This window comes from Streptomyces sp. NPDC050997 (assembly GCF_040660135.1).
Lineage (GTDB): Bacteria > Actinomycetota > Actinomycetes > Streptomycetales > Streptomycetaceae > Streptomyces.
Genome location: NZ_JBFAGK010000004.1, coordinates 332,468 through 356,186, shown reverse-complemented (window position 1 = coordinate 356,186; position 23,719 = coordinate 332,468). Strand labels below are relative to the sequence as shown.

General features: G+C 70.9%; 20 protein-coding genes and 2 pseudogenes. 10 read left to right on the top strand and 12 right to left on the bottom strand.

Annotation, left to right across the window (positions count from 1 at the left end; all coding sequences use genetic code 11):
- Positions 1-30 precede the first annotated feature (30 nt).
- From AB0H86_RS11565 to AB0H86_RS11555, 3 genes are all read right to left on the bottom strand, one after another.
- The gene (locus AB0H86_RS11565) at positions 31-900 is read right to left on the bottom strand and encodes a nucleic acid/nucleotide deaminase domain-containing protein (RefSeq protein ID WP_362435979.1); all 870 of its coding nucleotides are present in this window, start codon (positions 898-900) and stop codon (positions 31-33) included.
- Positions 901-1,188: 288 nt separating this feature from the next.
- Positions 1,189-2,235 carry a LacI family DNA-binding transcriptional regulator gene (locus AB0H86_RS11560; protein WP_362435977.1) on the bottom strand — a complete coding sequence of 349 codons (1,047 nt, stop codon included), beginning with the start codon at positions 2,233-2,235 and terminating at the stop codon, positions 1,189-1,191.
- A 110-nt stretch (positions 2,236-2,345) separates the two neighbouring features.
- Positions 2,346-2,996, bottom strand: coding sequence for a helix-turn-helix domain-containing protein (locus AB0H86_RS11555; RefSeq protein WP_362435975.1), 651 nt, complete (start codon positions 2,994-2,996; stop codon positions 2,346-2,348).
- A gap of 118 nt (positions 2,997-3,114) precedes the next feature.
- Between AB0H86_RS11555 and AB0H86_RS11550 the strand changes: the two genes are divergently transcribed.
- On the top strand, positions 3,115-3,678 hold the full coding sequence (locus AB0H86_RS11550; RefSeq protein WP_362435973.1) for an NAD(P)H-dependent oxidoreductase: 564 nt from the start codon (positions 3,115-3,117) through the stop codon (positions 3,676-3,678).
- Positions 3,679-3,814: 136 nt separating this feature from the next.
- On the opposite strand, the gene AB0H86_RS11545 is transcribed toward AB0H86_RS11550, so the two are convergent.
- Positions 3,815-3,952, bottom strand: coding sequence for a hypothetical protein (locus tag AB0H86_RS11545; protein ID WP_362435971.1), 138 nt, complete (start codon positions 3,950-3,952; stop codon positions 3,815-3,817).
- 38 nt (positions 3,953-3,990) lie between these two features.
- Here AB0H86_RS11545 and AB0H86_RS11540 point away from each other — a divergent pair, with 38 nt between their 5' ends.
- From AB0H86_RS11540 to AB0H86_RS11530, 3 genes are all read left to right on the top strand, one after another.
- Positions 3,991-4,965 carry an alpha/beta hydrolase gene (locus AB0H86_RS11540; protein WP_362435969.1) on the top strand — a complete coding sequence of 325 codons (975 nt, stop codon included), beginning with the start codon at positions 3,991-3,993 and terminating at the stop codon, positions 4,963-4,965.
- A gap of 172 nt (positions 4,966-5,137) precedes the next feature.
- Entirely contained in the window at positions 5,138-6,127 is a 990-nt protein-coding gene (locus tag AB0H86_RS11535; protein WP_362435967.1) for a helix-turn-helix domain-containing protein, read from the top strand.
- 149 nt (positions 6,128-6,276) lie between these two features.
- Positions 6,277-6,735, top strand: coding sequence for a MarR family transcriptional regulator (locus AB0H86_RS11530; protein WP_362435965.1), 459 nt, complete (start codon positions 6,277-6,279; stop codon positions 6,733-6,735).
- A 104-nt stretch (positions 6,736-6,839) separates the two neighbouring features.
- Here AB0H86_RS11530 and AB0H86_RS11525 read toward each other — a convergent pair whose 3' ends face one another.
- On the bottom strand, positions 6,840-7,757 hold the full coding sequence (locus AB0H86_RS11525; RefSeq protein ID WP_362435963.1) for an NADP-dependent oxidoreductase: 918 nt from the start codon (positions 7,755-7,757) through the stop codon (positions 6,840-6,842).
- A 123-nt stretch (positions 7,758-7,880) separates the two neighbouring features.
- Here AB0H86_RS11525 and AB0H86_RS11520 point away from each other — a divergent pair, with 123 nt between their 5' ends.
- Entirely contained in the window at positions 7,881-9,074 is a 1,194-nt protein-coding gene (locus tag AB0H86_RS11520; RefSeq protein ID WP_362435961.1) for a CaiB/BaiF CoA-transferase family protein, read from the top strand.
- Between the two features lie 121 nt (positions 9,075-9,195).
- Here the strand turns inward: AB0H86_RS11520 and AB0H86_RS11515 are convergent, their stop codons facing one another.
- From AB0H86_RS11515 to AB0H86_RS11485, 7 genes and pseudogenes are all read right to left on the bottom strand, one after another.
- On the bottom strand, positions 9,196-9,864 hold the full coding sequence (locus AB0H86_RS11515) for an SUMF1/EgtB/PvdO family nonheme iron enzyme (RefSeq protein WP_362435959.1): 669 nt from the start codon (positions 9,862-9,864) through the stop codon (positions 9,196-9,198).
- Between the two features lie 31 nt (positions 9,865-9,895).
- Positions 9,896-11,955: pseudogene (locus AB0H86_RS11510) on the bottom strand (beta-galactosidase).
- A 54-nt stretch (positions 11,956-12,009) separates the two neighbouring features.
- Positions 12,010-12,843 carry a carbohydrate ABC transporter permease gene (locus AB0H86_RS11505; RefSeq protein WP_362435957.1) on the bottom strand — a complete coding sequence of 278 codons (834 nt, stop codon included), beginning with the start codon at positions 12,841-12,843 and terminating at the stop codon, positions 12,010-12,012.
- Positions 12,840-13,793 (bottom strand): sugar ABC transporter permease, encoded by a 954-nt coding sequence (locus AB0H86_RS11500; RefSeq protein WP_362435955.1) that lies wholly within the window; start codon positions 13,791-13,793, stop codon positions 12,840-12,842. Before AB0H86_RS11500 ends, AB0H86_RS11505 begins: the two co-directional genes overlap by 4 nt.
- An 8-nt stretch (positions 13,794-13,801) precedes the next feature.
- Positions 13,802-14,893: pseudogene (locus AB0H86_RS11495) on the bottom strand (extracellular solute-binding protein); the annotation flags it as partial.
- 217 nt (positions 14,894-15,110) lie between these two features.
- Entirely contained in the window at positions 15,111-15,989 is an 879-nt protein-coding gene (locus AB0H86_RS11490; protein WP_362435953.1) for a hypothetical protein, read from the bottom strand.
- Positions 15,990-16,312: 323 nt separating this feature from the next.
- A complete protein-coding gene (locus tag AB0H86_RS11485) occupies positions 16,313-17,344 on the bottom strand; it encodes a LacI family DNA-binding transcriptional regulator (protein WP_362435951.1) in 1,032 nt (343 codons plus the stop codon).
- A gap of 327 nt (positions 17,345-17,671) precedes the next feature.
- Between AB0H86_RS11485 and AB0H86_RS11480 the strand changes: the two genes are divergently transcribed.
- From AB0H86_RS11480 to AB0H86_RS11460, 5 genes are all read left to right on the top strand, one after another.
- A complete protein-coding gene (locus AB0H86_RS11480; RefSeq protein ID WP_362435949.1) occupies positions 17,672-18,691 on the top strand; it encodes a sugar ABC transporter substrate-binding protein in 1,020 nt (339 codons plus the stop codon).
- A 216-nt stretch (positions 18,692-18,907) separates the two neighbouring features.
- Positions 18,908-19,759 carry a sugar phosphate isomerase/epimerase gene (locus AB0H86_RS11475; protein WP_362435947.1) on the top strand — a complete coding sequence of 284 codons (852 nt, stop codon included), beginning with the start codon at positions 18,908-18,910 and terminating at the stop codon, positions 19,757-19,759.
- 118 nt (positions 19,760-19,877) lie between these two features.
- Positions 19,878-21,077, top strand: a complete 1,200-nt coding sequence (locus AB0H86_RS11470) for a Gfo/Idh/MocA family oxidoreductase (protein WP_362435945.1) — start codon at positions 19,878-19,880, stop codon at positions 21,075-21,077.
- A gap of 25 nt (positions 21,078-21,102) precedes the next feature.
- Positions 21,103-22,116 (top strand): sugar phosphate isomerase/epimerase, encoded by a 1,014-nt coding sequence (locus AB0H86_RS11465; RefSeq protein ID WP_362435943.1) that lies wholly within the window; start codon positions 21,103-21,105, stop codon positions 22,114-22,116.
- Between the two features lie 477 nt (positions 22,117-22,593).
- Positions 22,594-23,664, top strand: a complete 1,071-nt coding sequence (locus tag AB0H86_RS11460) for a YihY/virulence factor BrkB family protein (RefSeq protein ID WP_362435941.1) — start codon at positions 22,594-22,596, stop codon at positions 23,662-23,664.
- The last annotated feature ends 55 nt before the right edge of the window (positions 23,665-23,719 follow it).

Here is a 23,719-nt window from a genome sequence, read left to right as displayed (position 1 = left end):
CCTGCGTTCCTGCGGCACCCGGGCGGCGAGTCACTGCCGGGCCTGCTGCGCGGCGTGGGTGATGAGTTCCTTGAGGCCTTCCTCGCGGGACTCCGCGGTGTTGCCATAGTCGAAGCTGTGCGTGAACTCGGCGTGCGGGAGGACGGCTTGGAGCCAGGCGGAGCAGTAGTGGCCCGGCATCATGCACGGTTCGAGTTCGCAGTAGACGCGGCGGACCTGCTCGGGCTCCACCCCGGCGGAGGAGAGCTGCTGCCACAACTGCTCCTCGGGGTGCAGGCGGCCAGGACCGGTCTGGGCGGTGACGATCTGCTTCGCGCCGTCCTCACCGATGTACTCGAAGGCCGACGAGAAGGGGAAGTTGAGGGTGTGGCGGACGTCATCGAGCACCCGCGACCACCAGTTCTCGCGGCCGGCGACGGCCTCTGGGTCGATCTGCCGGATCTCCTGGACCAGCGCGGCGAACGTCTCAGCGGCGGACTGGAGTCCGTCGGAGGCGGCAATCACCGGGAGGGCGCGGTCCAGGGCGGCGGCGCAGTGAGTGAAGGCGGCAACGTCCGAGTTGACGAACAGGGCGGCTTCGCCGCGGCCGAGGAAGAGGGCCTGCACGGCGCCGTCGGTGCGGACACACAGGTTCGCCAGCCGGTCGGTGCCGATGCGCACCCACTCCGCCCAGTCACCCTGCAGGGCGACGCCGCGGTGGCCGGTGTACATCCCGAGGGTGGGCCCGTCGGTGTCGTCCGCCGCGATGAAGTACGGGCCGACGTGCAGCGGCACACCGACCTGCGCGAGGTGGGTGCGGGCGGATGCCGGCACGGTCCCGTACGAGGCAGGCACGCTGATGCGGCGCAGCCCCTGGGGGCCGAACTGTGCGACGGCGGGGTCCGAGGGAAGCTCGGGCATCACAGACCTCTCACGGTGACGGACTTACTGGCTCCACCCTATGCGCAGGCCGGCCGGGCCCGGGCGCTGTGACGAATCCGAGACGAGGCCGGGACGGGGTCGCCCCGTCGTGCGGCCCCCGCCGCGGACCGCCGAGGCAAACCAGGCCGCTGTACCGACCGTGGCAAGAAGCCCGATCCCTATGTCGACGCCCTCGAGAGGGCGTTTTCCTCGGGTGGGCTTCGTGGTCGCGGGCCGGGCGGCGGTGGTTCATGAGCCCACCCAGGGCCGACGCGGGGCCCGTCGGCGTCAGCTGGAGTCGCGGTGCACCGTCGACGCCCCGAGCACCTTGTGCGCCTCGAGTGCGGCGTCCGGATCGCGTACCGCGCGGTCGACCAGGTCGGCCAGGTCGCGGCCGGACGGAAGTTCGATGTGGACCGTGCTGAGCCGTGGCCGCACCAGCCGTCCGAGCATGAGGTCGTCGGCGCCGATCATCGCCACGTCCTCGGGGATCCGGACACCCTCGTCGTGCAGGGCGCGCATCAGCAGCATCGCGTACTCGTCGTTGTACGCGAACACCGCGTCGAGGCCGAGGTCGGGCCAGCGGGCGGCGAGCCGGGCGGCGGACGACTCCTCGTAGGCGAGGGGCAGTTCGGTGACCGTGGCGTCCGTACCGCGCAGCGCGTCCCGGACGCCTCCGATCCGGGGTGCGGAGAAGGAATCCAGCCCGGTCTCCTGCGGTACGACGACACCGATACGGCGCCTGCCCCGGGCGTACAGGTGGGTGCCCGCGCAGTGGCCGACGGCTTCGTGGTCCATGAGCAGGGCGTGGGCCCCCTCGACGGTGTCGGGCCCCAGCGTGATCACGGCGCGGGCCCCGGAGCGCTTGAGCACCGTCACGCCCTCCGGGCCGATGTCGGAGCCGGGCAACAGCACGGCGACCGGCCGCAGTTCGGCCCAGGCGCGGGCGGCGGCGTCGCCGTGGAGTCCGACCGCGCCGTACTGCACGACCGTGTAGTCGAGGCGCCCCAGCTCCCACTGGAGCTCACTGAGGAACCGGGCGTAGAGCGGGCCCACCGGGAAGGTCGGCGCGGGCATCAGCACCATCCGGCTGTGTCCGGCGCGCAGGCTGCGGGCCGCGGCGTGCGGCACGTACCCGAGTTCCTTCGCGGCCTCGTGGACGCGACGGCGGGTGGGCTCGCTGATGCGGACGGCACTGGTGTTGTTGAGGACGTAGGAGACGGTCGCGCGTGAGACTCCGGCCAGGCGGGCCACATCGGCGCTCGTGGGTACAGCGCGCGGTAAGGGCGACGCGGGCGCGGGTGTTTTCGGTATCTGCACCATGACGTACCGCATCTTTGCAGAACCTGTGTCCGGGCTTTCGAGTGGGGGAACTTTGCGACCGAATCGGTTACGGAGGGCAGGCCGGCCATGCCGGGCGAGCAGGCCCCGCGCCGCCCCTCGGGTCAGCCCGTCACCCGGTCGACCAGATCGTCCCAGCCGGTCTCCAGCCGCTCCAGCGGCATCCCGCACTGCCGGGTCAGGTGGTGGATCAGGCCAGGGCTCAGGTATCCCATGAGCGTCTGGGAGAGAAGTTCACTGTCCGCGTCCGGCGCCGCCTGGCGCAGCAGCAGGGCGACATGGCTGCGCAGTACCACTCGGGCCGGCACGGAGAAACGGCGGTCCGGGCTCGGCTCGGCCGCCAGTTGGAGGTCCAGTTCGTCGACCGAGCGACGCAGCAGGGCCCGCCCGAAGGCCCGCAGCCGGTCCGCGGGCGGCGCGCCCGGCCCAAGCGGGGCCGGGCCGCTGAGGAAGGCGGCCTGGAACTTTTTCTCGGAGTGGTCGAGCAGCGCCGTCAGCAGGCCCGTGCGGTCACCGAACCGGCGGAAGACAGTGCCCTTGCCGACGTTCGCCGCGGCTGCCACCGCCTCCATCGTCACCCCCGCCGCCCCGTGCTCCGCCACCAGTCGTGCGGCGGCCTCCAGCAGCCTGGCCCGGTTGCGGGCGGCGTCGGCACGCAGGCACGGCTCGTCCTCGGTGCCGCCGAGCTGAAGCAGCTCGGGCGTGTCGACGGCCGGCCGCTGCGACTCGGCGAACGGGGACGGAAAAACGGACATGACGCCAGCGTAAAGCATCGGGAAGAAAACTGGACCTCGGTCCGCTTAGGGTGCTACAACATTAAACGGACCTCGGTCCGGATCGTAACGGCAGTGTTTCAGCCCTTTGGAGTTTCGTATGTCTGTTCGCATCCTTGCGCTCGTCGGCAGCCTTCGCGCCGGTTCGCACAACCGTCAGCTCGCCGAGGCTGCCGTCAAGCTCGCTCCCGAGGGCGCCGACGTGGTGCTGTTCGAGGGCCTGGCCGACATCCCCTTCTACAACGAGGACATCGACGTCGAGGGCAGCGTGCCGGCCGCCGCCGCCAAGCTGCGTGAGGCCGCTCAGGCCGCCGACGCCTTCCTGCTGTTCTCGCCCGAGTACAACGGCACCATCCCGGCCGTTCTGAAGAACGCCATCGACTGGCTGTCCCGTCCGTACGGTGCCAGCGGGTTCGGCGGCAAGCCGGTCGCCGTGGTCGGCACCGCCTTCGGCCAGTTCGGCGGCGTGTGGGCGCAGGACGAGACCCGCAAGTCCGTGGGCATCGCCGGCGGCAAGGTGATCGAGGACATCAAGCTCTCCATCCCCGGCTCCGTGACCCGCTTCGCCGAGACCCACCCGGCCGACGACGCCGAGGTCGCCGAGCAGCTGACCGAGGTCGTCGCCCGTCTGCACGGCCACGCCGGCGACGCCGCTGCCGCCTGACCCGTGCCCTGAGGTCCCGGGAGGGGGCCGGAGTTCGTGAGACGCGGCAGGCCCGCGACGTTCCACGAACTCCGGCCCCCTTCGCGTCGTCCGTCTCGCCGACCCGCTCCGGACGAGGCCGGGACGGGGCCGCCCGTCAGGCCACCCGCTCCGCTTCCGTGGCCTCCTGCTTCTTCGACGCCCGCAGACTGGGAAATCGGGGTGCCACCCGCCAGACGGCGGGCAGCTTCCGCCGGACGGCGGCGCCCCGGAACGCGGCCGATGTGCGGAACATGGCGCCACGACCCGCCGTGCTTCGCGTGAGGAGACGCCATGAGTCACGTGCCACCCCCGTTCGACCCCGAACTGGCCGCCGCCCTCGATCTGATCAAGGACGTCGTGTCACCCGGTCTCACCCCGGACGAGATCGACGCCGTGCGCCAGGGCCCGGGCATCCAGATGTTGGCCGAACTGGACCTGACCATGGGCGCGTTCTTCGAGGTCGAGGACCGTACGGTGCCGGGACCCGAGAACGCTCCGGAGATCTCGCTGCTGATCTGCCGCCCCGCCGGCCGGGCGCTCGGGTCTCCACTGCCCGTCCTGTACCACGTGCACGGCGGCGGCATGATCCTCGGCAACAACCGGGTAGGGGTGGACGGCCCGCTGGCCTGGGCCAAGGAGCTGGGCGCGGTCGTGGTGTCCGTGGAGTACCGGCTGGCGCCCGAGCATCCCCATCCGGCGCCGGTCGAGGACGTCTACGCCGGGCTGGTGTGGACGGCGGAACACGCCCTTGAGACAGGGGGCGACCCGGAGCGGATCGTCATCGCGGGGGCCAGCGCGGGCGGGGGGCTGGGCGCGGCACTGGCCCTGCTCACCCGTGACCGCAAGGGGCCGCGGCCGATCGGCCAACTGCTGATGTGCCCCATGCTGGACGACCGCAACGACACTCCGTCGTCCCACCAGATGGCGGGCCTCGGCGTCTGGGACCGGACGGCGAACGAGACCGGCTGGTCGGCCCTGCTGGGTGAACTGCGCGGCGGACCGGACGTGCCCGCGTACGCGGCACCGGCCCGCGCGGAGGATCTGTCCGGCCTTCCTCCGGCCTACCTCGACGTGGGCTCCGCGGAGACCTTCCGGGACGAGGTCGTCGCCTACGCCTCCGGTATCTGGCAGGCCGGCGGGGTGGCCGAGCTGCACGTGTGGCCCGGCGGTTTCCACGGCTTCGACGGCTTCGCACCACAGGCCGCCCTGTCACAGTCCGCCCGCGCGGCCCACCTGACATGGCTGCGGAGGCTGCTGGGCGACTGAGGCTCATCGGAGGCGTCGGTGGGCTGTCGGACACGTACGGCCGCGGGCTTGTGGGCGAGCCGTTCCACACGTACGGCCGCCGCCCTGCGAGCCACCGCGCGTTCCGCGCCCGCCCCGCGGAATCCCACCGCAAGGCTCCACGGAACGTGACCGCATGCCGCACCATGGGCGTATGAAAGAGCTGGCCGGGCGCCTGACCGCGCTGGACCCGGACGCTGGTGCCGCCGTCCAGGTCATCGCCTACTTCGACCGACTGGCCGAGTCCCGGGCCGGTCTGGAGGCACTGGTGCGCGGGGCCGCGGTGCTGGCCGGGGTGCCCGCCCGACTGGTCGACGCCGAGCGGCGGGTGCAGGTTCGCGTCGAGGCCGACGGCACGCGCCGGGACACCGACGGCCCGCCCGACCCCGCGTGGCCGTCCGCCGCACTGGCCCCGGGCGGACCGCCCGCCCTGTGGCTGGAGCGGGCGGAGGCCGGGCCCAGCGTCGTCGACGCGGTGATCCTGGAGCGGGCCGCCGGCGCCGTACGTCTCGTCCTCGACCGCACCCGGGGCCGGGCCCCCGCCGACGACCCCGCGCTCGTCGAGACGGTCCTGGACGCCACGGCTCCGGAACAGGCCCGCCTGCACGCGGCCCGTGGGCTGGGCCTGGACCCCACGGCACCCGCACGCGCGTTGGCGCCTCGCGAGGGGAGACCCAGGATCGTCGCCGCGCACCCGGACGCCGTGCTGCCCGCGGGACGCCTCGGGGTCGGCCCCGCCGTCCCGGTGCTCGACCTGCCGCGCTCCTGGACCGCGGCCCGTACCGCCCTGCGCTTCACCGCCGACGGCACCGCCCGGGACCCGGGCCAACGAGTGGTGTACGCCGACGAACTCGGCGGGGTCGCCCTGCTGGCCGACCTGGTCGCACCGGGCGCCGAGCCGCCGCCGGACGTCCGCGCCCTGGACGCGGCCGCCGCGGCCACGCCCTGGCTGCTGCCCACCCTGCACGCGGTCGCCTCGACGGCGAGCCTGCGCGCGGCCGCCGCTGAGGCCAACGTCCACCACTCCACACTCCAGGACCGCCTGACCCACGCCGAGCACCTGCTCGGCTGGCCGGTGCGCACGCCCCAGGGCCGCCTCCGACTCCATCTGGCCCTGACGATGCGGCACTTGGCGCGACCGTAGCCGCCCGCTCCCGGACGGTCACCGAGACCAGCCACCGGCACTCTCACAGCGCCTGCTACTTGCAGGCGCGCTATAGCCGCACTCGCCGGAATTTTCGTTCATGGCATATCCTGGAGGATCAGTCACCTCGGGACGGAGGAACAGGCCCCATGACCGCGACAGACCCCGCACTCACCGCCCTCGCACAGGGCTGGTGCGCGCTCTCCCTGCTGCACGGCAGGATCGAGGCCCACATCGAGCGGGCACTGCAGGCCAAGCACGACCTGAGTGTGCGCGAGTACTCCCTGCTCGACGTGCTCAGCCGCCAGCACGACGGGACGGGCGGCCATCTGCAGATGAAGCAGGTCGCCGACGCGGTCGTATTGAGCCAGAGTGCCACGACCCGCCTGGTGACCCGGCTGGAGGACCGCGGACTGCTCGCCCGTTACCTGTGCCTCACCGACCGCCGCGGCATCTACACGAACGTCACGGAGGCGGGCCTCAAGCTGCTCGGAGAGGCGCGCCCCACGAACGAGTCCGCACTGCGCGAGGCCATGGACCAGGCGGAGCGGAAGCCCGAACTGGCCCCGCTCGTCCGGGCCCTGGAGACGCTCGGCGCGCCGGCCTGAGACCGACGGAACGTCGACGCCCCCCGGCGTCACCGCTCCCCCGGCCTCGCCGTCCACCGGCCCTCGGCGTGCGCCGAGCCGCACCGTTCGAGCGACCGTCAGCGTTAGCCGACCGTCAGCACCAGCTTCCCGCGCGTGTGGCCCTCGCGGCTGAGGCGCCAGGCCTCCGCGGCCTCGGCGAGCGGCAGTGCCCGCTCGACGGTCACGGAGAGCCTGCCCTGGTCGGCCAGTTCCGCGAGCGCCGTCAGGCCGGCCGAGTCGGGCTGTACCCAGACGTAGTGGCCGCCGGCCTCGGCCGCGGCCGCCTCGACGACCGACGCGAGGCGCTCGGGGCTCTTCAGAACCTGCCGTGAGACCTCCACCGCGTCCCCGCCCACGAAGTCGAGGGCCACGTCCACACCGTCCGGGGCAAGCTCACGGATCCGGTCGACGAGTCCCTCGCCGTACGTCACGGGCTCCGCGCCCAGGCCGCGTACGAAGTCGTGGTTGCGCTCGCTCGCGGTGCCGATGACCCGGGCGCCGAGGGCCGCGGCGATCTGGACGGCGCACATTCCGACCCCGCCGGCCGCGGCGTGGACCAGGACGGTGTCACCGGCGCCGACCCCGACCCGCTTGATGGACTGATAGGCGGTGAGTCCCGCCAGCGGGAGCCCCGCGGCCTCCTCCCAGCTGAGGGAGGCCGGCTTGCGGGCGAGCATCCGTACATGGGCGGCGGCGAACTCGGCGTAGGAGCCGAGCTGCACCCAGTCCTTGCGGATGTAGCCGTACACCTCGTCGCCGGGCGCGAACTCCTCGACGTCCAGGCCGACCTGTTCGACGACTCCGGCCACGTCCCAGCCGGGAATCACCGGGAAGCGCACCTCCATGATGGGGTCGAGGTACCCCGCTCCCACCTTCCAGTCCACCGGATTAACTCCGGCTGCCTTCACGCGGATGAGCACCTCGCCAGGGGCCACCTTGGGCTCCGGGTGGTCCACCAGCTCCAGGTCCTGACCGTACTTCTGCAGTGCTATGGCCTTCATGGGTCACCATGAAATCACACGCCCCGCGTTCGCAATTACCCCCTGGCGAGCCGGGAAAAGCACAGGTCAGCGGTGCTGGATGCCGTTGACAGCGTCTTCGGCCCGCCCGTACAAATGGGCCCCATGAGCCTCCCTCAGCGTCCCCTGTCCGGTATCACGGTGGTCAGCCTGGAGCAGGCCGTCGCCGCCCCCTTCGCCACCCGCCAGCTCGCCGATCTAGGCGCCCGGGTGATCAAGGTGGAGCGGCCCGGTGACGGCGACTTCGCCCGCCGCTACGACACGACCGTCCACGGACAGTCCAGCTATTTCGTCTGGCTCAACCGGTCCAAGGAGTCCCTCACCCTTGACCTGAAGGACCCCCGGGGCCGTGAGATCCTGCGCCAACTCCTGGACGGCGCCGACGTGTTCGTACAGAACCTGGCCCCGGGAGCCGCCGACCGCCTCGGGCTCGGCGCCGGCGCGCTCGGCGAGCTCCACACCCGGCTGATCCCGTGCACGATCTCCGGATACGGCACCTCCGGGCCCTGGGCCGACCGCAAGGCGTACGACCTGCTGGTGCAGTGCCAGACCGGCCTGGTGTCCCTCACCGGCACCGCCGAGGAGACCGCCCGGACGGGGATCTCCGTCGCCGACATCGCCGCCGGGATGTACGCCTACAGCGGCGTCCTCACCGCCCTGTACACCCGCGCCACCACCGGCACGGCACATCCGGTCGAGGTGTCCCTGTTCGAGGCGCTGGCGGAGTGGATGAGCCAGCCCGCCTACTACACCCTGTACGGCGGCAACCAGCCGCCGCGCCTGGGCACCCAGCACGCCACCATCGCGCCCTACGGCGCCTTCACGGCCGCCGACGGCAACGACGTGTTGTTCTCCATCCAGAACGAACGTGAGTGGATCGCTCTGTGCGCACGCTTCCTCGGTCGGCCCGAGCTGGCCGAGGACCCGCGCTTCGCCACCGGATCCGACCGGGTCGCCCATCGCGAGGAACTCAACGCCATCGTCGCCGAGCGCGTCGCCCGCTCCGACGCCGAGCGGATCCTGGAGGAGCTGGAGGGCATCGGCATCGCGTGCGCCGGCGTCAACGACGTGGCCGCGTTCCTCGACCACCCGGTCCTGGCCGGTCGCGACCGCTGGCGCGAGGTGGGCGTGCCCGGCGGCGAGCGGGTGCGGGCGCTGCTGCCACCGGCCGACCTGGCGGGTCTTCCGGCACGCATGGACCCGGTACCGGCGGTGGGCGAGCACACCGAGGCGATCCTCACGGAACTCGGCCACGGCCACGACGACATCGAGGCACTGCGCGCCGACGCGGTGATCTGAACGCCTCCCGCGGCGGACGCGGTCAGCCGGCCATGTCGCGCGGGACCGCCGGCTCGTCGTGCGCGAACAGCGAACAGCCGGGTCAGGGCCGCCGGGTCCTCGGCACCCAGAGCCTGGTCGGCTAGAGCCTGCCCGTCATGGAGCGCGCGACGCGGAACCCCACGTCGTCGACGCGGAACGTCGGGTGGCTGCGGCGGCGTACCGAGGCCCGGCAGCTCCAGTGTTCGTCGAACCAGCCGCCGCCGCGCAGTACCCGGTAACTGCCGTAGACCTCGGGGTCGTAGAGGTCCCAGCACCACTCCCAGACGTCGCCGAGCATGTCGTACAGGCCCCAGGGGTTGGGTCGTTTGCCGCCGACCTCGTGGATCCGTTCGTCCGCGTTGCCGCGGTGCCAGGCGATCTCGTCGAGGGGGCCGTAGCGCGGTCCGGTCGTGTCGGCGCGGCAGGCGTGCTCCCACTCCGCCTCGGTGGGCAGCCGGTATCCGTCGGCGTCCGGGTCCCACTCGGGGTCCTCACCGTCGGCGGAGAGGCGGTAGGCCGACGGCAGTCCGGCGCGCTCGGACAGGGCGTTGCAGAACCGGATCGCGTCCCACCAGGAGACGCCCTCGACGGGCAGCCGGTCCCCCCGTGCGGTGCTCGGACGGTCGCCGGTCACCCGGGCGTACTGCTCCTGGGTGACCGGGTGGGCCGCCAGCCGGAAGGACGCGAGCGGCACGTCCCAGCGTCGCTCGGTGCGCCGGTCGGACAGCGTGACCCGGCCGGCCGGAACGGTGATCATCTCGTCGTCCATGTCCGGATGATCTCACCAAGCGGCGTATGCCCTACGGGAGCTCGTCCGTGAGCACCTTGACGTCCCAGGGGCCGAGCGGGACCTCCCGCGTGTACTCCGTGTCCGAGAGCACATCCCGCACGGCCGTCGGTACGGGCACGGACGCAGGCTCCCAAGACCAGTTGTGCAGGAAGCGCACACGGCGGCCGTCGCGTGCCGTGGCCGAGGCCGAGGTGACGCTCGGGTGGGACGGTCGCCACGGGTCGGCGGGGGCCACCCACTCGAACAGGGCGCGGGCGAAGGCGGCGTCGGGGACGGTACCGACGTAGGTGATCCGTCCGCTGCCGTGGCGGTGCGTGGTGGCGGCGGGCCAGCGGCCGAAGTGCGGGTGCTGGTAGGTCGCCAACTGCTCGGCGCCCTGCGGTCGGAGACCGTCGGCCCAGTGCAGGGCCCGCGCCCCCGGCGGCAGGGGCAGGGTGGTTGTGCCCGTCACCGGGAGCCCCTCGGCCAGATTACTGAACTCGTCGTACGTCACCCCCGCCGCCTCCGCCAGCCGCGCGGGCTGGACGTCCGTGCGCGCCCTGGCCTCGGTGTCGCCGTAGGCGGTACGCGGCCCGAGCACCAGGTGGCCGCCCGCCTCGGCGTACGCCCTGAGCCGGTCGAGGATGTCGTCGTCGGCCGCGTAGAACGCGGGGACGACCAGCACCGAGGGCAGCCCGCCGTCGGCGAGTCGGCCGGGGTGCAGGACGCGGGCCTGAAGGCCGGCGTCGAAGGCGCCCCGGTAGAAGGCGTCGAAGATCCTCTCGTACGACCGCCCGTCCGGCCCCCCGTCGGCGGCGGCCAGCGGTGGCTGCGCCTGGAGCGCCCACTTGCTGGGGGTGTCGTACAGGAAGGCCACGTCGGCGTCCGGGGTGAGCGCTGCCACCAGGTCGCCCGCCTTCTCCAACTCGGCGCCCAGCGCCGCGAGTTCACGGTAGACGCGGCCGGGCCGGCCGTTGTGGGCAGGATTCCGCCCCAGTAGGTCTCGGTGCCGAAGTGCAGGGTGTGCCAGTGCCAGTACTCGATCATCGAGGCGCCCCGGGAGACCAGCGCCCAGGCGGCCTGCCGCCACTGGCCGTCGTAGGCCGGGCGGTTGTTCCAGGGGTAGCTGATGGCCTGGGCGTTGGTCTCCGTGACCAGGAAGGGTTCCTGGCGGGAGGCGTACATGCGGTCGGCACTGCGGTACAGGGCCCAGGTCCCGTTGGTCGTCCAGTCCTGGCCCGCGCCGCCCCCGTCCGGCAGTTCCAGGGCGTCCTGCATCGTGTAGTACGGGTTGCCCGCGGTGACGTCGAGTCGTTCGGTCAGCTTGTCGTCCTCGACGGCGGGGCGGTCGTAGGAGATGCAGGTGGTGACGAACTGGCCTGGGCGGGTGTACTCGCGCACGATGTCGGCCTGCCAGGCGATGAACTCGGTGACGAGCTTCGCCTGGAAGCGCCGCCAGGCCAGGTCGTACTGCGGCTGGGCGTTGCCCTCCGGGGTCCACAGGTCGGCCCAGGTGGACAGGCGGTGCGACCAGTAGACCAGGCCCCACTCGCGGTTCAGGGTCTCCACATCCCCGTACCGCGCCCGGAGTTCGTCGATGAAGCGCTGGAACACGCCGTGGTTGTGCAGGAGATGCAGGCCCGGTTCGTTGTCGACCTGGAAGCCGATCACGGCGGGGTGGTCGGCGTACCGGGCGACGATCTTCCGGATGATCCGCTCGGCGTGGAAGCGGAACGCCGGGTGCGTGAGGTCGACCTCCTGGCGGCCGCCCCAGTCGATGCGCTCACCCGTGCGCCCCTCCCCCGCGATCTCCGGGTACTGCCGGGCCAGCCAGAGCGGCACGGCGTAGGTCGGGGTCCCGAGGATCACCGAGATGCCCCGCTCGTGCGCGCCGTCCAGGACCGGCCGCAGCCAGTCGAGGTCGAAGCGGCCGTTCTCCGGTTCCCAGGTCGACCACACGGACTCGCCGACCCGGATCACCGTGAAGCGGGCCTCGGCCATCAGGTCGAGGTCGTCCTTCAGCCGCTCGTACGGCTGGTACTCGTGGTAGTAGGCGGCGCCGAACAGAACCCGGCGGGGAAGCTCGAACATCCTTCTCCAATACGGTAGGTGAGGGGTCGTCAGGGCGGTCAGGGGTCAGTGCGGTCAGCCCTTGACGGCGCCCGTGGACAGGCCTTCCAGGAGCTGCCTGCGCAGGACGACGAAGAGGGTGACGGCGGGCAGGACGGCCAGCACGGCGCCGGCCAGGACCAGGTCGTACTGCCGCTGCTCCGACACGAACAGGGTCTGCAGGCCGAGCGGCAGGGTGTACTGGGAGCTGTCGGTGACCAGCACCAGCGGCCACAGGAAGCTGTTGTAGCTCTGCAGGAAGGTCCACACGGCCAGCGCGCCGAGCGAGGGCCGCAGCAGCGGCAGCACGATCCGCCGGAAGATGCCGAACTCGCCCGCCCCGTCGATGCGGGCGGCTTCGAGCACCGAGTCCGGGATCGACTGCACGATGTACTGCTGCATCATGAAGATCCCGAACGCGGGCGCCACCCACGGCACGATCAGCGCGAACCACGGACTGCCGAGGCCGGTCTTCACCAGCATCACGAACAGCGGCACCAGGATCACGGCGAACGGGATGGACAGCGAGCTGAACATCACGTTGAACAGCAGTGCCCTGCCCGCGAAACGGAACTTGGCGAAGCCGTAGCCGGCCAGGGCGCACACGAACACCGACACGACCGTGGCGACGACCGCCACCACCGTGCTCATCAGGAACCAGCGCATGAAGGGCTGGTCGGCGAGGAGAGAGCGGTAGTTGTCGAGGGTGAACGGGTCGGGGAACAGGTCGGGCGGGTAGCCGAAGATGTCGCCGCGCGGCTTGAACGAGCCACTCAGGGCCCACAGCAGCGGAGCGAGGAAGGCCAGGAGCAGCAGGCTGAGGGTGATGTGGAGCAGGGCACGCCCGCTCCTGGTGCAGGCGGTGTTCATGCGGCGGCCCTCCCGATGCCGAGGACACGGTTGAAGAGCTGACTGAGCCCGAAGACGAGGACGAACAGCACGACGGCCGCGGCGGCCGCGTATCCGAACTGCTGGCGCTCGAAGGCGGCCCGGTAGATGAACATCGACACCGACAGCGTCGACTCCGCCGGCCCGCCGCCGGTCAGCAGATACGGCTCCTCGAAGATCTGCGCCGCGCCGATGAAGGAGGTGACGACGACAAAAGCCGTCACCGGTTTCAGCGCCGGCAGGGTGACGGTGCTGAAGGTGCGCAGCCGTCCGGCGCCGTCGAGGGCGGCGGCCTCGTACAACTCCCTTGGCACCGCCTGGAGTCCGGCGAGGAAGAAGATGGTGAGGTAGCCGGTCCAGCGCCACAGCATCACCAGGCCGATGCTCACCTTGGCGAGCTCCGGATCGCCGAGCCAGTCGACGCCGCCGGTGCCGAACAGAGCGCGCAAAACGGAGTTCAGGAGACCGAACTGCCGGTCGAAGAACAGGCCGAAGACGAGCGCGACGAGGATCGGGGAGACGACGATCGGCACGAAGTAGGCGGTCCGCCACAGGTCGCGGGCGCGCAGCCCACGGGTGTTGAGTGCCTGGGCGATCAGCAGGGCGAGCGGGACGATCACGAAGACCGCGACCAGCACGAAGACGGCCGTGTTGCCGAGGGCCCGGTGGAAGCTGATGTCGGTGGCGAGGAGCCGGTAGTTGCGCAGGCCGACCCAGCGCGGGGTGCCGAGGCCGACCCACTCGGTCAGGCTCAGCCACAGCGAGACGCCGACGGGGACCAGCATGAACAGGACGTAGAGGACGTAGAAGGGCGAGATGAAGAGATAGGGAGCCCAGGTCCGCTTCGGGCGGACCGGGGTTGCCGTGCCGTCGGGTTCACGCGCGGTGCGTGCCGTGCGGCCGACTCCTGTTCCGGTGAGGGCGGTGGTCATGGGGCCTCCTAACGTCCCGCCTGGTCGCGGAAGTCGGCCGCGGTCCGCTTCAGCGCCTGACGTGGGGTCAGGTCGCCGTGGTAGGCGCGCAGTAGGTTGCCGGCGAGCACGTCGAAGAGGATCGGCTGGTCGGGGCTCTGATGGACGGCGGGCACGTCCGGGAGCAGGGTGCGGTACAGGCTGAAGAGACGTTGGCCACCGCAGAACTCGTCGCGTACGGCGTTGAGTCGGGGGTCCTCGTAGACGGATCGGCGGGTGGGGAGGTAGCCGGTCTCGGTGAAGCGGCGGACCTGGCCGTCGTGGGTGAGCCAGGTGGCGAGGAGGAACTCGGTGGCGGCGCGGGTGTCGGCCTTGTCCGTCAGGACGCCGAAGCCGGTGCCGCCCAGGGTGGCTGTCGTGCTGCCGTCGTCGGTGAACCGGGGCAGTGCCCTGATCCGCCATCTCCCCTTCTGCTCGGGCACGTTGGGCATCAGCCCGTAGTTCTTGTACCAGACGGCCATGGGCAGGCCGATGACCTTGCCCTGCTTGAGCGCGGTCTGCATGGAGGCCCCGTAGTAGTCGGAGACGTCGACGACGAAGCCGGTGCGCAGCCCGTCGCACAGGAAGCGCAGCACCTCCTCGGCCTCGGGCGAGTCGAGGACCAGGTTCTGGTCGGCGTCGAAGAAGGCGCCGCCGCGCTGGTAGAGCAGCATCTGGAAGGAGCCGACGACCTGGCCGACATCGCTCCCGGCGGTGCTGACGACACACAGGGAGGCGCCGTGGTCCCGGTGCGTGCGGGTGCCCAGTTCGGCGAACTCCTCCCACGTCGGGGTGTCCTTCGGGATGCCGTACTCGGCGAAGAGGTCGTCGCGGTAGTAGTAGACGACCATCGGGGTGTCGGAGTCGAAGGCGTAGACCCTGCCGTCCTGGCTGTACGGGGCGGTGCGGGCCGGGAGCAGGTCCTCCTTGAGGCCGGGGACGGCGGCGATGTCGGCGGTGAAGTCGTGCAGCAGACGCGGGGCGATGTCGCCGCGCAGCATGCGGGGGAAGCTGCCGATCTCGAAGCCGATGGTGTCGGGGGTGCCGCGCCCGGCGACGGCCTGCGCGAGCAGCTTGGTGACGAGGTCGGCGGCTCCGCAGGGGCTGCGTGACTACGTAGTCAGACGGTGCCAGGAGGGCCGGGGTCGCGTCAATGGGCCGTACGTCGTCGAATGACGGGGCCCACGGGTGACCGGGCCCACAGGTGACCGGCCGGAGACGGCTCGGCCATCCGTGGGCGTGCGGCGGGTGAGAGGGGAGCGGGCGACCAGGGTGTCCAGCACCGTTCCTTAGGAACGGTCAGAGGCCGTAGCGGTTCTTGAGGTGGCGCCAGAAGTCGCGGAACATCCACTTGTCGAACTCCGTGATCTGCGTGGCGCTGCCCGCGTTCATGATGAAGCAGCACTGGCCGGTCGGAGTCCAGTCGTAGAAGTCGTCGAGGCCGAAGGTGTGGCCGACCTCGTGCAGATAGATGTGGATGTTCTCCTGGCTCAGCGCGCCGGTGAAGTACTCCTGACCGACCCGCTGGCCCCAGTCACCGCCGGCGCCGCCCTGGAAGCCCTTCGTCAGCCACAGCGACTGGTCGTAGTGGCGGGCCGCGCCGCCCGGACACCTTGAGTAGTTGCCGTCCTGGTGGAAGAAGCGGCCGCAGTCGGGGGAACACTGCGGGGCGCCGCCGCCGTCGAGGTTTCCGGCGTAGATGTCGACGGAGTTGTCGGTCCACTGGAGGGTGGAGCGGTTCTTCACGGCCCAGCCGACGATGTTGACGGGGACGGTGGTGTATGGCCACGCGTTGTGTCCCTTGCCGCCCTCGACCATGGCGGCCATCCACTTGGCGAACTGCTTCTTCAGCGCGGCGTGGACGCTGTCGCGCAGGGCGGCGGAGACGGGGGCGTCGGACTCCCAGCGGACGCAGTAGTTGACGCTTCCCTTGTTGGCCATGACCTGGTCCCAGCCGTAGTTGCGGAAGCCGTAGAGGTCCGGGTAGGTCGACTGGACGTGGTTCCAGACCTCGTTCAGCGGCTGGACCAGGTTGGCGGGCGGGTTCCAGTCCTCGGCGGCCCGCGCGGCGGACGTCGCCGGTGCGGCCGACGCGGCGGACGCCGCCATACCGGGTGCGGCTAACAGCACGGTCAGAGCTGCGAAGACGGCGGCCAGGCGCGCCAGTTGGTTGCGCATGGGTGAACTCCCTCGGTGGGGGACGGGATTTCACCCTCAGGTCGCCGCCGACGCCGTACAGGTTGCCGTGTTCCGCCGTCCGCTCAGCCGGACCGCGGTGCGGTCGCCGGGCCGCCCGCGACGGGCAGGACGGGAAGCTGCGGCACCCCGCCGCCGAGCGGGCCCGTGACCGGCTCGAGCGCCGGCGTCAACGGCCGGTGATCGCGGCCCGCACCGACTCCAGGGCAAGCTGGGTGAGCACCTTGAGCGGCCCGCCGGCTCTTCCCCCGGCCATCGGCGGCGCACGGGAGTCAGACGGGGCCGGCTGTGGTGCCGCACAGGCGTCAGGCGGGGCCGGCCGTGGTGCCGCGGGCGACGAGTCGCGGGGTGAGGACGACCTCGCGAGGCTCGATGCGCCCCTCGTCGAGGCGTTCGACGGCGGCGGCCACCGCGTGCCGGGCCTGGTCCCGGGCCCCCTGGCTGACCGTGGTCAGGTTGAAGCAGCTCAGCCGGGAGAGGGTGTCGTCGTCGTATCCGGCCACGGACACCTCTCCCGGGACGGCGATCCCGGCCCGGGACAGCGCGGCCAGGACGCCGATCGCCGACTGGTCGTTGAAGGCGACCACGGCGGTGGGCAGATCGCCCCCGTCGAGGAGGTTGCGGACGGCCCGCTCCCCGGCCGCCTCGGTGTTGTCACCGCGCATGATCCTGATGTGCGCGTCCAGGCCGTGGTGGCGCATGGCGGTGCGATATCCGTGGCGCCGGTCGGTGGCGATGGCCCCCTTGCCGCCGTCCACGTAGGTGATCGTACGGTGGCCGAGGTCCGCCAGGTGATCGACGATCTGGCCGACTCCGGCGTCGTCCGCGGTGCGTACGACGTCCAGGTCGGCGTCGGCGATGCGGCGGCCGACGACGATCACGGGCGACTTGCGGTCGAGGGCGGCGAGCGTGTCCGAGGGAGCGGTCGGACCGAGCAGGATCAGCGCCTCGCTGCGGAAGGCCAGCAGCGTCTCGACAGCGGTGTGCTCGTCGCGGGTACGGGTCAGGGTGCTGAGGACGAGGTCGTAGCCGATCTCCTCGGCGGCCGTGTGCAGATGCTCCACCAGTTCGGCGTGGAACGGGCTGTGGATGTCGACCATGACACCGAGCAGCCGGGTGCGCCTGCTGGCCAGCAGGCTCGCCGTGCGGTCCACCTGGTAGCCGAGGTCGGCGGCGGCCTTCAGGACGCGCTGCCGGGTGCGTTCGCTGGGACCGGGCGCGCCGCGCAGGACCAGGGACACGGACGCGGTGGACACGCCCACCCGTGCGGCCACGTCCTCCAGCCGGGGACGCTTGTGCGAGCCGTTCCGGTCACGTGCGGAACCGACATGATCCACTTGCGCCTCCCCGCGGAAATCTCGTCGCGCGACAGCCTTGACACGCTCGCGAAACAAGCCGATAGTACCAGGACTTAAAGCGCTTTAAATTGTCCTGTTGTTCCGACGAAGTCAGTCCAGACGAAGTCAGTCCAGGAGCACCGAGCCGGGCCGAGCCGAGCCGGCCTCACACCGGTACGCACGGCGGGGGCCTGCGCTCCACACGGCGGGGGCCCGCGCTCCGCACGCCCCTTCCGCGACCGTGACCGAACCCGTCACAACCGCCCCGGCCCACCCAGCGGCCGCCGATCCACTGTCCCCGCAGTTGCACAGTGAGGTGCACGCACCATGAACCAGACATCTCTTCTCCGTTCCCGCAGAGTCACCCCCGTCGTGGCGATCGCCGCCGTGGCCGCCCTGGCCCTCGCCGGCTGTTCCAGCGGCTCCGGCGGCAAGAAGGCCGAGGAGGAGGCCGGCAACGTCTCCGCCGGTAAGGCCGACACGCCCCGCATGACCATCGCGATGGTCACCCACGCGCCCTCCGGCGACACCTTCTGGGACACCATCCGCAAGGGCGCCCAAGCCGCAGCCGCCAAGGACAACATCAAGCTCATCTACTCGAACGACGAGACCGCCGGCGACCAGGCCAACCTGGTGCAGAACGCGATCGACCAGAAGGTCGACGGGATCGCCGTCACCCTCGCCAAGCCGGACGCGCTCAAGGACGTGGTCGCCAAGGCCGAGAAGGCGGGCATCCCGGTCGTCGGCCTCAACGCCGGTCTGGGCGTGTGGAAGAAGCAGGGCCTGCTGTCGTTCTTCGGCCAGGACGAGGCCGTCTCCGGCCAGGCGCTCGGGGACAAGATCGACGGCACCGGCGCCAAGCACGCGCTGTGCGTCATCCAGGCCCAGGGAGACGTCAACCTCGAAGAACGCTGCGCCGGCGTGAAGAAGACCTTCAGCGGCAAAACCGACATCCTCTACGTCAACGGCACCGACATGCCGTCCGTGAAGTCGACGATCGCCGCCAAGCTCGGCCAGGACAAGTCCATCGACGAGGTGGTCACCCTGGGCGCCCCCATCGCACTGACCGCGGCACAGGCGGTGTCCGAGTCGGGCAGCAAGGCGAAGATCGCCACCTTCGACCTCAACAAGGACCTCGTCTCCGCGATCGAGAAGGGCTCGATCCAGTTCGCCGTCGACCAACAGCCCTATCTCCAGGGCTACCTCGCCGTCGACTCCCTGTGGCTCTACAAGAGCAACGGCAACTTCAGCGGCGGCGGTGAGCAGCCCGTGCTGACCGGCCCGGCCTTCGTCGACAAGACCAACGTCGAGGCCGTCGCCAAGTACGCCGCGAAGGGCACACGGTGAGCGGTACGACCCAGCAGGCCGCGCCGGCGGTGACCACACCGCCGGCTCCCGGCCCGAAGCAGTCCGACGGCCGGATGGCTCAACGCCCCGTGATCGCCCGCCACCGCCCCGTTCGGGGAGCCTCCTGAACGCCTCGGCGCGGACGCCCTCACCTCACGCCCCACCGCTTCCCCCCTGACGCCCGACGCCCGACGCCCGACGAGAAGGCATTCCCTCATGAAGATCGCCCTCGACCCGTACATGATCCGCAACGTTCCGCTGCTCGAACTTCCCTCTGTGGTCGCCGAGTTGGGCTACGAGTGGATCGAGCTCTCCCCCCGGGAGGACTTCATCCCCTTCTTCCGGCACCCCCGCGTTGACGACGCCACCGTGCGCAAGTTCCGCAAGGCGCTGGACGCGGCAGGAGTCGGCATCTCCTCCCTGCTGCCCCTGTTCCGCTGGTCCGGCCCGGACGAGGACGCCCGGCAGGCCGCCGTACGGTACTGGAAGCGCTCCATCCGAATCGCCGCCGACCTCGGAGTGCACAGCATGATCTCCGAGTTCAACGGCAGGCCGGAGGACCCCGACCGCAGCGAGGCGCAGTTCTGGAAGTCGATGGACGAACTCCTGCCCCTCTTCGAGCAGGAGGGCATCCAACTCGCCCTGGAACCGCACCCGGACGACTTCATCGAGAACGGCTACGACGCCGTCAACCTGATCCGGGGCATCAACCACCCCAACGTCACCTTCCTCTACTGCGCCCCGCACACCTTCCACATCGGCAACGACGCCCCGGGCATCATCGAGTACGCGGGCGATCTGCTCACCCACGTCCATCTGGCCGACGCCTTGGACCACACCGCGTCCTCGGGCAACCGGTACATCCTCAACCCGCCCGGCACCGCGGCCCGTATCCACCAGCACCTCGACATGGGCGAGGGCGAGGTGGACTTCGACGAGCTCTTCCGCACCCTGCGCGCCAACGATTTCGACGGCACTCTCACCGCGTGTGTCTTCGCGTGGGAGGAACGGGCGAAGGAGTCCTCGGTGTTCATGCGCGAGAAGATCAACGCTTACCTCTCCGCCTGATCCTGGCGGACCGCGGCCCCCACCTCCGCCGGCGGTTCGCCACCTGATCACGCCCTGCCCTCCTTCTCCCCTGACCCTTCGTCTCTTTGGATCTCTGGATCTTTGGAAAGGCACCGCCATGACCATGTCCGCCAAACCCCTCTCCGTCGCGGTGATCGGAGCCGGCATGGCCGGCCGCAGCCACGCCGCCGCTTACCGCAACGTCAACACGGTCTTCGGTGCCGGTCTGCCGCCTGTCCGGCTGGCCGCGATAGCCGACGCCAACGTCGCGCTCGGCGAGGACGCCGCCCGCCGCTACGGCTTCGAGAAGGCGCTCCCGAGCTGGGAGGCCGTCGTCGAGGACCCGACGATCGACGCGGTCAGCATCGTCGTGGGAAACGATCTGCACCGGCCGATCGCCCAGGCCCTGGTCGCCGCCGGGAAGCACGTGCTGTGCGAGAAGCCGCTGGCCGGGTCGCTGGAAGACGCCCGTGCGATGGCCGAGTTGGAGCGCACCGCCGATGTCGTGACCGCCGTCGGGTACACCTTCCGGCGTTCCCCCGGTATCGCGGCGATCCGCGATCACGTCCAGCGCGGTGAGCTGGGCGCTCTGACACTGTTCAGAGGCCGGTACTGGTGCGACTACGCGACCGACCCGAACGGGCCGCTGACCTGGCGGTTCAAGGGCGGACCTGGCTCCGGCGCGCTCGGGGACGTCGGTTCGCACGTCATCGATGTCGCGGAGTACGTCGCCGGGCCCGTCGCGGCGGTCTCCGGTGCCACCCTGTCTACGCAGATCCTCAAGCGGCCGCTGCCGCTGGGCACGGTCGTCGGACACAACGCGGCCCCCGTCTCCGACGAGGTGGGCGAGGTCGAGAACGAGGACACCGCGTCCTTCACCGCCCGCTTCGAGTCCGGGCTCGTCGGCACCTTCTCGGTGACGCGCACCGGCTTCGGCCTCCCGAACGGCCTCGGCTTCGACGTCCTCGGCCTCGGCGGCCGGGCCGCGTTCGACCAGCACCGGCCCGCCGAGTACCTCTTCGACGACGCCCAGCCCGAGGCCCGCACGCGCGGCGCCCGCCAGATCATCGCCGGTCCGAACCTGCCGTACTTCGCGGGCGGGGTGCCGATGGAGGCGCCGGGGGTGGGCGCCAGCAACGCCGACAACTTCACCTACCAGGCCCGGGCCTTCCTCGACCAGGTCGCGAACGCCGCCGATCCGCGGCCGGCCTGCGCCACCTTCGCCGACGCGCTGCGGACCATGGAGATCATCCGCGCGGTCGTCGACTCCTCCCGCAACGACGGCGCGCTCACCCCGGTTCCGCCGGTCTCCGCCTGACCACCCGTATCCAAGGAGTACGTACATGGCTCTCAAGCTCGGCGCCTACACCGCCTGTCTGCACGACCGCCCGCTCACCGAGGCCCTCGACATCCTCAAGGAGAACGGACTGACCTCGGTGGAGGTCAACACCGGCGGCTTCATCCCGGCCCCGCACTGCCCGGTGGACCTGCTGCTGTCCTCGGCCGCCGCACGCGAGGAGTACCTGGCGACCTTCGCCGACCGCGGCATGGAGCTGACCGGCCTCAACTGCAACGGCAACCCGCTCAACCCGCTCCCGGGGGTCGGGCCGAAGCACGCCGATGATCTGCGTCGCACCATCCGCCTCGCGGGCCTCCTCGGCGTCAGGCACGTCGTCACCATGTCCGGCACCCCGGGCTCGGACCCCGACGCCAGGTACCCGTCCTGGGTCGTGAACCCCTGGGACGGCGTCTACATGGACGTCCTCGACTACCAGTGGGGCGTGGCCGTCGAGTTCTGGAAGGAGATCGACGCGCTGGCCCGGGCGGCCGACGTCCGGGTCGCCATCGAGATGCACCCGCACAACGTGGTGTTCTCCCCGGTCACCCTGAAGCGACTGGTCGACGAGGTCGGCGCGACGAACATCGGCGCCGAGATGGACCCCTCCCACCTGATGTGGCAGGGCATGGACGTCGTCGCCTCGATCAAGTGGCTGGGCCCGCTGGTGTTCCACGCCGCCGCCAAGGACGCCACGCTCTGTCCCGGCGCCGACATCCGCGGTGTGCTGGACACGTCGTTCACGCGTGTGCCCGCCGACGCGCCCGGCAAGGTGCCCACCGGCTACGGGTTCTGGTGCAACGCCTGGCCCCAGAACCCGGCGTGGAAGTTCGTCGCGGTCGGCGCCGGCAACGACGTTCCCTACTGGACCGAGTTCCTGCGCGCCCTCGCCGAGATCGACCCGGACATGGCCGTGAACATCGAACACGAGGACGCCGCCTACTCCCAGACCGAAGGACTCGCCCTGGCCGCCAAGAACCTGCACAGCGCCGCGTCCGCTCTCTGGACGAGGAGGTCGTAGGCAGCCCCGACCCGCGCATCGTCGGCGCGGCGGCCACCCTGCTGGAGGCCGGCGAGGACTACGTCGTCCCGGTGCGCCCCTAGAAGGGCCGGTCGGGGGCACCTACTCGCAGGACGTTCCTGGACCCGCCGGGCAGACGCCGACCGCGGCTGTTCAGGCCCGGACGAGTTCCGCCCGCCGCCGAACGCGGCCCGCACCGCACCGGCCAACTGTTCCCTCGTCGCCGCCCTGAGTGCCACGTCCCGAACCCCATCTCCGCCACCACAACCCGCGCACTCGACATCCTGCATCATCGAGAACGGGGGCCGGACGCACCGTTCGGGTCGGTCAGGACGTGGGAACCGGCGCCGCTGAGCAGTCGGGAAGCCGTCGTAACGGTCGCCGCCACGCCGCGTGCTTGGAAGCCTGAGACACAGAAAAAGTCCGATATGTACTAAATGCATGCATAGGCGGCATAAGGCCGGATACCCGTGCGCAATGGTACGGACACTGAAGCTGCATGGACGGCACGGCGGACGCGTCGAGGCCGGCCATGAAAACGAAACCGAAAACGAAACCGAGCAGACCCTGGACGCGGGGCCGGACGAGCGAGTGGAGGAGCGGGCACCGAAAAGCCCCACGGACCTGCCCAAACAATCCTGGGGGGCGGTACTGAAAGGCACCCTGAAGGAGTTCAAGAAGGACGAGCTGACCGACCGGGCAGCGGCCCTGACCTACTACGGAATCCTGGCACTGTTTCCCGCGCTGCTCGCGCTCGTGTCGCTCCTGGGCATCGTCGGACAGTCGGCGACGCAACAGGTGCTGGACAACATCCAGAAGCTCGCCCCGGGCCCCGCGCAGGACATCCTGCGAAACGCGGTGCAGCAGATGCAGGGCAACGCCGGACTGGGCTCGATCATGGCGATCGTGGGCCTGGCACTCGCGGTGTGGTCGGCGTCCGGTTATGTCGCCGCGTTCATCCGCAGCGCCAACGCGGTCTACGACGTCCCCGAGGGCCGTCCGGTGTGGAAGGTACTGCCGGTGCGGGTCGGCGTGACCGTCGTACTGATGGTGATGGCCGTGATCAGCGCGCTGATCGTCGTGTTCACCGGCGGTCTCGCCCGAGAGGTGGGCACGGCGCTCGGGGTCGGCGACGCGGGGCTGACCGCGTGGTCGATCGCGAAGTGGCCGGTGCTGCTGATCCTGGTCACCATCATGATCGCGATCCTGTACTGGGCGGCCCCGAACGCGAGGGTCCGCGGGTTCCGCTGGATCACTCCGGGCAGCTTCCTCGCGCTGCTGATCTGGATGATCGCCTCCGCCGGGTTCGCGCTGTACGTGGCCAACTTCTCCTCGTACAACAAGACCTACGGAACACTCGCCGGCGTGATCATCTTCCTGGTGTGGCTGTGGATCACCAACCTGGCGATTCTGCTCGGCCTGGAGTTCGACGCCGAGCTGGTACGCCAGCGCGCCATCGCCGGAGGCCATCCGGCCGAAGACGAGCCGTACGTCCAGCCGCGCGACACGCAGAAGTGGGACGAGGAGGACCGCCGCCGCCTCGGGTGAGCGAGGGGCAGCCTCGTCGACACCGACCGCCGTTTCCGGGCGGGCCGGCCTCACC